13 protein-coding genes are annotated in these 11449 nt (G+C 30.4%); all 13 read left to right on the forward strand.

What is annotated here, in order from left to right:
• Window positions 1-363 precede the first annotated feature (363 nt).
• The 13 genes from ACODS7_RS29150 to folE all read left to right on the forward strand — a co-directional run bounded on the left by ACODS7_RS29150 (window position 364) and on the right by folE (window position 11295).
• Window positions 364-1398 carry a bis-aminopropyl spermidine synthase family protein gene (locus ACODS7_RS29150; RefSeq protein WP_289670045.1) on the forward strand — a complete coding sequence of 345 codons (1035 nt, stop codon included), beginning with the start codon at window positions 364-366 and terminating at the stop codon, window positions 1396-1398.
• Window positions 1399-1418: 20 nt separating this feature from the next.
• Entirely contained in the window at window positions 1419-3086 is a 1668-nt protein-coding gene (locus ACODS7_RS29155; RefSeq protein WP_289670046.1) for a carbamoyltransferase family protein, read from the forward strand.
• 13 nt (window positions 3087-3099) lie between these two features.
• Window positions 3100-3858 carry a DUF5591 domain-containing protein gene (locus tag ACODS7_RS29160; protein WP_289670048.1) on the forward strand — a complete coding sequence of 253 codons (759 nt, stop codon included), beginning with the start codon at window positions 3100-3102 and terminating at the stop codon, window positions 3856-3858.
• Window positions 3824-4603 (forward strand): glycosyltransferase family 2 protein, encoded by a 780-nt coding sequence (locus tag ACODS7_RS29165; protein ID WP_289670051.1) that lies wholly within the window; start codon window positions 3824-3826, stop codon window positions 4601-4603. Before ACODS7_RS29160 ends, ACODS7_RS29165 begins: the two co-directional genes overlap by 35 nt.
• A gap of 11 nt (window positions 4604-4614) precedes the next feature.
• Window positions 4615-5388: a class I SAM-dependent methyltransferase gene (locus ACODS7_RS29170; RefSeq protein WP_289670052.1), complete on the forward strand. Its 774-nt coding sequence runs from the start codon at window positions 4615-4617 to the stop codon at window positions 5386-5388.
• 146 nt (window positions 5389-5534) lie between these two features.
• Window positions 5535-6191: a PIG-L deacetylase family protein gene (locus ACODS7_RS29175; RefSeq protein WP_289670053.1), complete on the forward strand. Its 657-nt coding sequence runs from the start codon at window positions 5535-5537 to the stop codon at window positions 6189-6191.
• Window positions 6192-6208: 17 nt separating this feature from the next.
• Complete coding sequence (locus tag ACODS7_RS29180) at window positions 6209-7207, forward strand: ABC transporter ATP-binding protein (protein ID WP_289670055.1); 999 nt, start codon at window positions 6209-6211, stop codon at window positions 7205-7207.
• Window positions 7204-7995: an ABC transporter permease gene (locus ACODS7_RS29185; RefSeq protein ID WP_016083415.1), complete on the forward strand. Its 792-nt coding sequence runs from the start codon at window positions 7204-7206 to the stop codon at window positions 7993-7995. Before ACODS7_RS29180 ends, ACODS7_RS29185 begins: the two co-directional genes overlap by 4 nt.
• A gap of 2 nt (window positions 7996-7997) precedes the next feature.
• A complete protein-coding gene (locus ACODS7_RS29190; protein WP_000621954.1) occupies window positions 7998-8786 on the forward strand; it encodes an ABC transporter permease in 789 nt (262 codons plus the stop codon).
• A 12-nt stretch (window positions 8787-8798) separates the two neighbouring features.
• On the forward strand, window positions 8799-9464 hold the full coding sequence (gene queC / locus ACODS7_RS29195; protein ID WP_289670063.1) for a 7-cyano-7-deazaguanine synthase QueC: 666 nt from the start codon (window positions 8799-8801) through the stop codon (window positions 9462-9464).
• Complete coding sequence (gene queD, locus ACODS7_RS29200) at window positions 9464-9955, forward strand: 6-carboxytetrahydropterin synthase QueD (protein ID WP_016513434.1); 492 nt, start codon at window positions 9464-9466, stop codon at window positions 9953-9955. The genes queC and queD overlap by 1 nt, the downstream gene beginning before the upstream one ends.
• Complete coding sequence (queE, locus tag ACODS7_RS29205; protein WP_289670067.1) at window positions 9948-10664, forward strand: 7-carboxy-7-deazaguanine synthase QueE; 717 nt, start codon at window positions 9948-9950, stop codon at window positions 10662-10664. The genes queD and queE overlap by 8 nt, the downstream gene beginning before the upstream one ends.
• A gap of 43 nt (window positions 10665-10707) precedes the next feature.
• Entirely contained in the window at window positions 10708-11295 is a 588-nt protein-coding gene (folE, locus tag ACODS7_RS29210) for a GTP cyclohydrolase I FolE (protein ID WP_000054144.1), read from the forward strand.
• Window positions 11296-11449: the final 154 nt, after the last annotated feature.

Here is an 11449-nt window from a genome sequence, read left to right on the forward strand (position 1 = left end):
TTATTTAGTATAGTTAACATGTATATCTCGGCTGTATCCCTACTTCTCGGCCACTTAATTTTCTGAATTATCTTTATCAACAAAAAAAAAAATTTTATTAATCAGAAAATTACCTTTTCATGCTAATATTAGTGGTGCAGCTCTGTTGCAAATATTTGGATTACACAATTATCTATATAAAGGGGGAATGTGAAATGGAAAAGGAATATATTCATGAAGAAATGTTAGAACTTGAAGATCTTGAATTAGATGAAGAGGATTTACTAATTCGTGCAGGCAAGACATTAGGTTAAGTTTAAAATAAGGAGGTTACATATGCAGTTTAACTGTATATGTAACTTTTTTTAAGGTAGGGTATACAGTATGAAAGAAAATAAGATTATTTTATTATATGAAAGATTTATTGAATTAGACTATGAAGAAGAGTTAGATAAAGTACCAAAATTAAAAAACAGAGGGGTACTTTTGAATTTTTGGAAAAAGTGGTATGAAATTAGTGAAAAACAATTCGAATTTATAATTTGGAAGTCCATTAATACTGTAGATACTTTAGATGATTTAGTCAAAATAACTGGGACTTTAAGTTTGGCTTTAAGATTATTAAAAGTATTAAAAGAAAGAAATTTAGTTGAAATTGTAGAAAATAAGATAAGATTTTCACAAGATTTAACAAGCAGTATTTTATATGAACCAGCCTCTCTTCCTAATACAGGATATGGGAATAAAATAAACAAAAAAAAATATGCTCAATTTAAAGCTACTTGGGATAGTTCGTTGAGGAGAGCTGAAATAATAAATCAAGAGTTATCATCTAATAAAAATATCTTTTTTTGCGGAGACGATGATTATACAAGTTTGGCCCTTGAACAATATAAAAACAGAGAAATAAGTGTAGGAGATATTGACAAAGAATTAATTGAATATTTAGAAAATGAAAATAATGATATTAATTTTTATAATTTTGATGTTAGAAATGAAGTTATAGAAGATTTAAGGAATAAGTATGATGCAATACATTGTGACCCTATAGATGATGGTAGAGGGTTAGATTTGTGGTTAAATAGAGCTAATGAATTATTAAAAGGTCAAAAAGGTGATTTAATTTTTTTAAATGTAAGTGTTAAAAGATTAGGGAATAGAGCGGTTTATTTGCAGAATTTCTTGACCTCTTTAGGCTTTTATTTAAAAGAAATTATTCACGATTTAAGTTCTTATAAAGTGGCTGAAGAGCCTTACATTGATGAAGAATTAATAAAAAAGGACTTGGATAGCATTGGTTTTTCCAAAGATACATTCCGAAATTTATATATTCAAACAGATATGTTGGTTTTTGTACGATTAATAGATAAACCAACCCTATTTCCGCAAGAATATTATGAGATTAGAAGAAAAATATAAAATAACTGCGAGGTAATATAATGTATGTTTTAGGAGTCAATGGATGGGACTTTGATATTCATGATGCAAGTGCGTGTTTATTTTATAATGGTAAATTAATAGCTGCAGCTGAAGAAGAAAGGTTTATTCGTCAAAAAAAAGCATTAGATAAAATTCCATATAATTCAATAGCTTATTGTTTAAAGGAAGCTAAAATTACTCCAAATGAAGTAGATCATATTGTTATGGGATGGGATGTAGAACAATTATATTTTGAAAAGTATTCAAAGAAGCTTAACAAAGAAGAATGTCTTGAAAAGATTTTTCCGAAGGGAATTTTTAAGAGAGATAAAGATCCTCAAATCCATATGTGTTCTCATCATTTGGCACATGCTTCTGGTGCGTTCTTTAGTTCGGGATTCAATGAAGCTACCATAATAGTTATTGATGGAAGTGGAGAAGAAGAGTCAATAACGATAGCAAAAGGAAAAGGTAATATAATAGAAGTACTAGAAAAATACCCGTTGGAACATTCTTTAGGTATTTTTTATGAAGCATTAACTGTATTTTCAGGTTTAGGGAGGCATAATGAAGGGAAGCTAATGGGCCTATCTTCATATGGGGAAGAAATATTTGAATTTCCTGAAATACTGGAAAATCCTTTGAAACCAAATAAAAATCCAGTTAGTATAAATGGTAAATATTTTTCGGTATTAAAAGATTGGATAAAAGCTATTAATAGTATAACAAAAATGGCTCCTAATTATATTAAATATGAATATAATTCAATAGATTCAATACTATTAATGAATACATCAGTAATGGAATATAAAAATATTGCAGCCTCAGGTCAGGCAGCCTTGGAAAGAGCAATTGTTAAGCTTGTAAAAAATGCTGTTAATCTAACTGGAATTGATAAATTATGTCTTTCGGGAGGAGTAGCATTAAATTGTATAGCAAATAGAATTATAGCTGATTTACCGGAAGTGGCTAATTTGTACATTCAACCAGGTGCTTCAGATAGTGGGGTAAGTATTGGAGCAGCTACATGGTTTCTTGCCGAAAATGGTATAGGGCCTATGTTCACTGAAGATCATGTATATTCTGGTCCGGAATTTTCTGATTCTAGTATCTTAAATATATTAAAAAAATATAATTTATCATATATAGAATTAGGTTCTAATAAATATGATAAATGCTCCGAGTTATTAATTCAAAATAAGATAATAGGAAGATTTTCTGGAAAGATGGAATTTGGTCCTAGAGCTTTAGGAAATAGAAGTATAATAGCTAACCCTCAGAATAGGGATATGTTAAATAAAGTAAATACTATTAAGAAAAGAGAGCAATGGAGACCATTGGCTCCTAGCATCATAGATGAAAACGCTTCTGCAGTATTAGAAGAAAAAATAAATAACCCTTATATGCTGTTAAATTCTACTGTTAAAAAAGAGGTACATCATTTAGTTCCAGCGATAGTTCATGTTGATGGGTCAACAAGGGCTCAAGTAGTTACAAAGGGTATGAATTCTGATTATTATGAAACAATCTATAACTTTTACCAGAAAACAGGAATTCCAGCAGTTATGAATACATCGTTTAATGTAGGAAAAGAACCAATTATATGTAACCCAAGTGATGCCATTAGGTCATTTTATGGATCAGAGATGGATGCCCTTTTATTAGGTTCATTTTTAATTCTTAAATAAAGGAGGAGAGATTTTGAGAAATAGAAATTATTCTAATCTACAGGATGAAAGGGTAAAGGATTCGGTACTTAATAAAAAAGGTTATCCTAACTATCCAGAATATATACTATTAGATTTAATAAAAGAGGAAACAGTTTTTAAACGAGGAGCTTGCTCAAAGTATATTCATCACGAAGAGTTCAATACATGGCAGAAATATTTTTGTGGGGAATATTACGAAAAGCCTCAAGGGAAAAGAATTGCTTTTTTACAAGTTTGTTCTTGGGCTAAACCATATGATTTTTCATATATTGGTAAAAAAATTAGAGAAGTTACAAATAAATACCCAATGGTTCATCCAATTATTCTATCAAATGCGGGAATTATACCATATGAATACCAAATGAATCCTACTTTTTGTGCGTACGATTGGATGGATGACATTGAGGATCCAGTAATTTATGAAGAATTAATGAAAGAATATAGGGATAAATTGATACAAAGAATTAGGGGCTACCTAGAATCAAATTCATACGATGTAGTAGTACAATATGGTATACCGGTAAAAAAATATTCAATGGCTCCTGTAATTAAAGATATTTGTATGGATCTAGGAATTACTTTTCTTTTAACCCCAGATATAGAAACATATAGAAATAATAAAGATAAATTAGTCGAGTTAAAGGATTCAGGGGAATTTTATTGTTTAGATGAAGTTTTGAGTAGTATGGATAATTGTTTAAATAAGGTGAGTAGATATGTTGAATCTATCAATAGTAATACCAGCTTATAATGATGTTAGATTGGAAAAGTGTTTAAAAAGTATTGATGAAAATGTAGAGGTTGTCGTTGTCTTAAATGGTGCAACAGAAGAAGTAAAAAAAATCGCTTATTCTAGCAATGCATTAATTGGGGAATTACCTACACCTAATTTAGCAAAAGCTTATAATTATGGAATTGAAATTTCTAGTAAAGATAATGTGTTAATTATGGATTCAGATTGTGTTTTTATGCCCGGTACCATCAATAAGTTATTCAAATTATTAGATGTAGGACCTTTGGCTAAAGGAAGGGTAATGTTTTCCTTTAACAGTAAAATTGGAAAAATCATTGCACGCGCAAGACATATACATACTTGCAAAAAAAATGCATATTCACCTCCATTGGCATTTAATAAAGCAATCTTAGCGAAGGTAAATGGATATTATTTTGATGAGAATTTATCTTGGACAGAGGATTATGATTTTGATATTAGAGTTAAATCTGCAAATCTTAAGATTTTATATGATGATAAAGCAAGAATTATTCATCCAGAGTTAAGCATTAAGCAAGATTTGAAAAGTTCATTTAATTATGGTGTAGGTCATGCACGTGGGGTTATACACAAAAAAGATGGTTATTATGAACCTAAAAATAAAATGAAGTCCATTATTAACTCATATAAGTATATCAAAAAAAAATACGGTTATTTAACTGCTTTCTATCTCATATTTTGGCAGCTTGCCTTTTATAGGGGATATAAAAAAGAAATGAATTAAGGAGGAAAACAATGCAGCAACAATACGACGAAATTTCTGAATTATATGACATTATCATCCCAGAACCTGATGGTATTTTTGATTTTTACAGTGGTTTAGTAAAACCAAATGATGAAGTGTTAGATTTGGGGTGCGGTACTGGTAGATTATCTTTTATTCTTGCTGAAAAAGGCGCGAATGTAACTAGTGTTGATATATCAGCAGGAATGATTGAAAAAGCCAGTAAGAAGTTAGAGGAGATGCCAAATATTAAGGATAAAATAGAATTTAAGGTTTCTTCTGCTACAGATTTTAAGTCTGAAAGAAAATTTGATTTTATATTTATGTCTGGTGGTGTATTTGAATATTTGCTTACATCGTCACAACAAAAATTAGCTCTTAGGAACATTAAATTACTATTAAAAGAAGGCGGGATTTTTGTTTTCGATATTATTACACCTCCAACTATTCTTCCTTATTCTAAGAGAGGGAGTGATGGAGGAAATAGTCCTATTAAAGGAAAGAATTTTAAAAAATATAAAATTAAATCATGGGATGTCGTAAAAGCAGATCATTATAACCAAATAGTTGAAACCACTTGTTATTTTGAGGTTTATGACATAGCAGATAATTTTTTAAGTGAAAAAAAATTTAGATTTCTTGCAAAATATACTTTACCATCCGAAATGCAGTATCTCTTAGAAATAGAAGGATTCAATATAAAAAATTTTTATGGTGATTACAATAAAAATCCTTTTGGAAGGAATAGTGAATTTATGGTGTACGAGTGTAGGCAGCAAGGGTGAATTTTTAATGATATACAATGTAAATAGACGCTCTTAAAAAAGTATATTTTTCTAGTGGAAATAAAATGTATCCAGTTAGTTTACTCCAGAGTAAATAATTTAAATAATAGGTAAATAATTTACCTATTCAATAAAGGTGATGCTGAGTGAAGGATATTGTAAAAAAACATTTAGTTATAGCGCCACACCATGACGATGAAGTCATTGGCTGTGGTGGAACAATTGCTCAAGCTATTAGTAAGGGTGAACATGTAAAAGTAATAATAATTACAAAAGGAGATTTATCTGGGGGGGGAGGGAATTTAAATGAAATTATTTTAAATAGAGAGAACGAGTGTATAAATGCTTGTAATACATTAGGGATAGAAAAAGAAAATGTTAAATTTTTAAAGAAACCAGACAGATCACTTGTGTATTCTTTAGATTTTGTAGAAGAAATTATTTATGAAATCTCAAAATATAAGCCTAATTTTATTTATTTCCCCCATGATATGGAAAGTGATAGAGATCATCGAATAGTAAATGAAGTTGTATCAGAAGCAATATTTCTGTGTCAATCAGGGTTCTTAAAAGAGAATTGTGCTCCGATGTGTTTACAGTATGAAGTATGGACTCCCATGAAAAACTATCAGGTTGTAAAAGATATTACCAGGTTTATTGAACTGAAAAAAGCATCAATTAAAAAATATGAATCCCAACTTAAAACATTAAATTTGGTTGATGGAGTTTTGGGGCTAAATTCCTATAGGGGTATGCAGGCAGGAGTGCAATTTGCAGAAGTTTTTAGAGTGGTAAGTAAGTAGTAAAAAGGAGAGAGAAGATGAATATCATTGAAATTGAAAATGTATCAAAAACTTTTGAAAGAGTAAAAATTGAAGAAGGATTAATAAACTCTTTCAAAAGTTTATTTAAAAGAGAAAAAGTCAAGGTTACTGCTTTAAGTGATGTGTCATTTAAAGTAAAAGAAGGTAAAATAATAGGGCTTATTGGCGCGAATGGTGCTGGTAAGTCTACCTTAATGAAAGCCATGGTTGGGTTAATTAAACCTACTTCGGGGACAATCTTGGTAAATGGATTTAACCCACACGATAAGAAGAAAGCTTTTTTAAAGTCTATTGGTGTTGTTTTAGGACAAAAAAATCAGCTATGGTGGGATCTTTCCCCTTACGAAACATTTTTATTACATAAAGAAATATATGAACTGTCTGATACAGAGTTTAAAAAGAATGTAGATGAATTAGCTAAAAATCTTGGGGTATTAGAAATTCTTAAATCGCCAGTAAGGAATCTATCGTTAGGAGAGAGAATGAAATGTGAGTTAATCGCATCAATCTTACACTCACCTAAGATATTATTTTTAGATGAACCGACTATTGGATTGGATTTTCTCGCTCAGAAGAATATTAGGAATTTTCTCAAAAAATATTGTAAAGAAAGAAATACAACAGTTGTAATAACCAGTCATTATTTCCCAGATATATATGAGTTATGTGAAGAATTAATAATATTGAAGAATGGAGAAGTTGTTTTTAATAACAATTTCAAAAAAATAAAAGAAGAAATTCAGAGTTATAAATATATATATCTTAGCTTTGAAAATGAAATAGATTCTCAAGATCTTAAGAAATATGGAGAAGTTAAAGAATCGGATAAATTTAGTGTAACAATAAAAGTGCAAGAAAAGTTAGTGAACGAGACCATATCTAGCATATTAAAAGAATTCAATGTTATTGACTACAATTTGACTGAAATGTCATCACAAGACCTCATTGAAGATATTTATTCAATGGAATCGACTGGAGTGAAAATAACAGTATGAAGAAGTATTTAAAACCAATGATGCTTTCATTTCAAGCGGTTTTTCAGTATCGCATGAATGTTGTATTATATATGATTTTTGGTTTAATACCGCTTGTGGCTTTAATACTATTGTGGCATTCTCTCTTTGAAACACAAAGCAATATTCAAGGTTATACTCTTGAAATGATGATTACTTATGTAATAATTGCTAAGTTAATTGAACTTTTGCTAATTCCTGAAATGCACTGGTCGATAAATGATGAAATACAATCCGGTGAATTATCAAAATATCTTATAAAACCATTTTCATATTTTGGATATTGGTTTAGTCATAATTTAGGTAACAAAATTATTCATTTAGTGATGTCAGTGATACCGATAATACCGATAATATTCCTGAACAGGGATTATTTCCTTTTGCCAACCTTAAAATATACTTTCCTGTTCATTCTTTCAATAGTAGGAGCATTAATACTATATTATATGATTTATTATTTGATATCACTCTTCTCATTTTACTTTGTAGAGATATCATCCTTTTTCTTTACTGTAGATATAGTATTAGAATTATTATCTGGATCGCTTATTCCACTTGAATTTTTACCAGCTCCGTTAAATACAATAACTCAGTTTTTACCTTTTTCATACTTAATTCACTTTCCGGTAAATGTATATTTAGGAAATTTAAGTAGCGCTGAAATTGTAAATGGATTAATTTCACAAGTGATATGGTCTTTAGTTTTCTATGTCCTTATTAGAGTACTTTGGAAGAAGGGGTTAAATAAATATGAATCTGTTGGTGCATAAAAATGATTAGATATTTAAAAATGTTAAAAGCAATTCTTAAAATTAATTTAAGTAATATTATGATGTATAGAGTTAACTTTTTTTTAAATATAGTAGATAGCGTTGTTTGGTTCATTGTTACATTAGTATTCTTTAATAGTATATTTGATAGTTTTGGTAATATTAATGGTTGGAATACAAATGATATTTATTTGTTAATTGGAACAAGTGAGTTGATAAAATCTTTGATGTTTACTCTTTTTATTAATAATCTACCATATATACCGAGTTTAGTTAACCAAGGGAGTTTAGATCAGATATTGTTTAAACCTATTAATAGTCAATTTCTAGTTTCATTAAGAAAGCTTGATTTAGGGAATTTAGGGAACTGTTTACCAGCCATACTGTTAATTAGTTATGCATTATTACAAAAGGGAGAGAGTGTTAGTATTGTAAATGGATTTTCTTTCTTGGGTCTATTGTTTTTAGGGATTATACTCTCGTATTCTATGTGGTTTATTTTAATGACTTTATCTATATGGTTAACCAAAGTTGAAGGTATGCATGAGTTATTTCTTGGTACTATGACATTACTTAGATACCCATCTTCCTTATATAAAGGAATAAGTCGATTTGTTTTTTTATTTATTTTTCCTATTGTTATTGTTAGTAATATTCCAACTTATGCTTTAATTAATCGATTAGAACTAAACGATGTATTCATGTTAATAGGTTATTCTATTGGATTTTTTATTATTTCAATTTATTTTTGGAAGTTTGCCTTAAGATATTATAACAGTGCAAGTAGTTAAGGGGAGAATAAAATGTACTCTAATGATAAAGCAATAGTTGTTTTTAGTGGTGGACAAGATAGCACAACATGTTTATTTTGGGCAATGCAACAGTTTGCGGAGGTGGAAGCTGTAACATTTAACTACAAACAACGTCATAAGTTAGAAATTGATTGTGCAGCGGAAATTGCGAACGAGCTTGGCATTAAACATACAGTGATAGATATGAGCCTACTAAATCAGCTAGCTCCAAGTGCGTTAACAAGAATAGATATGGAGATTACACACGAAGAAGGTGAATTACCATCGACATTTGTAGATGGGCGGAATTTACTATTCTTATCATTTGCTGCTGTATTAGCAAAACAAGTTGGAGCTCGTCATATTGTAACGGGTGTATGTGAAACTGATTTTAGTGGTTATCCAGATTGCCGTGACGTGTTTGTGAAATCGTTAAATGTTACATTAAATTTATCTATGGATTATCCATTTGTCATTCATACACCACTTATGTGGATCGATAAAGCAGACACATGGAAATTATCTGATGAACTTGGCGCATTCGAGTTTATTAGAGAAAAAACATTAACATGTTATAACGGAATCATAGGTGATGGTTGCGGTGAATGTCCAGCATGTCAACTTCGTAAAGCAGGGTTAGATACGTATCGACAAGAACGCAAAGGGGGGAATAAATAATGGAAAACTTTTTCGGGTTTCGCATTGTAGAAAATTTGCAAAAAATGGACAAGGATATTCAGCTTGAGCAATTAAAATACCATAATAAAAGAGTAATGGTCAGCAAGGAATTCACATTTGATGCAGCACACCATTTGCACTGTTATGAAGGAAAATGCAAAAATTTACATGGTCATACATATAAAGTTGTATTTGGGATTAGTGGATATGTAAATGATATTGGAATTGCAATTGACTTTGGAGATATAAAAGAAATTTGGAAAAATGAAATCGAAATTTATTTAGATCATCGCTATTTAAATGAGACATTACCAGTGATGAATACGACTGCGGAAAATATGGTTGTCTGGATTTATGAAAAGATGGCAGAAGCATTAACAAAAGGGTATCGAGCAGAAGAATATAAAGGAGCTCGTGTCGAATTCGTACGTCTCTTTGAAACACCAACGAGTTATGCAGAAGTAAGACGGGAGTGGATACTTGATGAGTAAGATTCCTGTGTTGGAGATATTTGGCCCAACCATTCAAGGAGAAGGAATGGTTATCGGACAAAAAACGATGTTCATTCGCACAGCAGGTTGTGACTATAGCTGCTCTTGGTGCGATTCAGCCTTTACATGGGATGGCTCAGCAAAACAACAAGTTAGACAAATGGCTCCAGAAGAAATTTGGAATGAACTTGTTGAAATTGGTGGAGAAAATTTTTCTCACGTTACAATTTCAGGTGGGAATCCTGTTTTGCTGAAAAATATTCAGTTTCTTCTTAATGTATTAAAAGAGAATGGAATTCGTACAGCGATTGAGACGCAAGGGAGTAAGTGGCAAGAATGGTTACTTCAAATTGAAGAAGTGACAATTTCGCCTAAACCACCAAGTTCAAAGATGAAAACAGATTTTATAATGCTAGATTCTGTTATTCGTAAATTAGAAAGAAAAGATTTTAGTTTAAAAGTAGTTGTATTTGAAGATTACGATTTTGAATATGCAGTAAAGGTACACAAGCGATATCCGCATGTACCATTTTTTTTACAAGTTGGTAACGATGATACGAAAACGATGGATGATGCAGCGCTTATTAAAAACTTATTACAGAAATATGAACGGTTGATTGAAAAAGCTGTACAGTGTAAAGAAATGAATGATGCAAAAGTATTACCTCAACTTCACGCGTTAGTATGGGGAAATAAACGAGGCGTATAAATAAGAGCATGTTATGAATAAATTAATAAGGTGGAGATAATATATGAGCTTAAAAACAATCCAAAGTGTAGAAATAGATACTGACAAAATTGAAGTAGCAGTAAAAATGATTCTTGAAGCAATTGGAGAAGATATTAATAGGGAAGGTATTTTGGAAACCCCAAAGCGGGTAGCAAAAATGTATAAGGAAGTTTTTCAAGGTTTAGGTCAAAACCCTTCTGAACACTTGTTAAAAATATTTAATGAAAATCATGAAGAATTGGTATTAGTCAAAGAAATTCCGTTCTATTCTATGTGTGAACATCATTTGGTACCTTTTTTTGGAAGTGCCCACATAGGTTATATTCCTAATAATGGAAAGGTAACTGGGTTAAGCAAGTTAGCTAGAGCTTTAGAAACCATATGCAAAAGACCACAGTTGCAGGAAAGAATAACCAATGAATTAGCAAATGTAATTTTTGAAACTTTAGAGCCAAAAGGTGTAATTGTAGTAATTGAAGCTGAGCATATGTGTATGACAATGAGAGGTGTGAAAAAACCTGGTTCAATGACTATAACTTCGTCATATAAAGGAATATTTAAAGATAATAGTACACTTCGAAGTGAAACCTTAAATTTGATAGAGAGATAGAATTATATTGTTAATTGAAGTCTATGCAGTATAAATATTTAAAACAATTCAAACGGACAAGGTAAGGTGAAACGGTTCTGGTGCAAAAAAATGATAAATTAAACAAAAAGTAAGGATTCTTACCGGAATCTTTTTTTGTGCCGTTAATCCAAAT

It is taken from the genome of Bacillus sp. FG16, assembly GCF_057809515.1.

Excerpts from the sequence above, each read along its gene's own strand:
- ACODS7_RS29165 (WP_289670051.1), top strand. The coding sequence starts at position 3,824 with ATGTTGAATCTATCAATAGTAATACCAGCTTATAATGATGTTAGATTG.
- queD (WP_016513434.1), top strand. The coding sequence starts at position 9,464 with ATGGAAAACTTTTTCGGGTTTCGCATTGTAGAAAATTTGCAAAAAATG.
- folE (WP_000054144.1), top strand. The coding sequence starts at position 10,708 with ATGAGCTTAAAAACAATCCAAAGTGTAGAAATAGATACTGACAAAATT.
- ACODS7_RS29180 (WP_289670055.1), top strand. The coding sequence starts at position 6,209 with ATGAATATCATTGAAATTGAAAATGTATCAAAAACTTTTGAAAGAGTA.
- queC (WP_289670063.1), top strand. The coding sequence starts at position 8,799 with ATGTACTCTAATGATAAAGCAATAGTTGTTTTTAGTGGTGGACAAGAT.
- ACODS7_RS29185 (WP_016083415.1), top strand. The coding sequence starts at position 7,204 with ATGAAGAAGTATTTAAAACCAATGATGCTTTCATTTCAAGCGGTTTTT.
- ACODS7_RS29155 (WP_289670046.1), top strand. The coding sequence starts at position 1,419 with ATGTATGTTTTAGGAGTCAATGGATGGGACTTTGATATTCATGATGCA.
- queE (WP_289670067.1), top strand. The coding sequence starts at position 9,948 with ATGAGTAAGATTCCTGTGTTGGAGATATTTGGCCCAACCATTCAAGGA.
- ACODS7_RS29170 (WP_289670052.1), top strand. The coding sequence starts at position 4,615 with ATGCAGCAACAATACGACGAAATTTCTGAATTATATGACATTATCATC.
- ACODS7_RS29150 (WP_289670045.1), top strand. The coding sequence starts at position 364 with ATGAAAGAAAATAAGATTATTTTATTATATGAAAGATTTATTGAATTA.
- ACODS7_RS29190 (WP_000621954.1), top strand. The coding sequence starts at position 7,998 with ATGATTAGATATTTAAAAATGTTAAAAGCAATTCTTAAAATTAATTTA.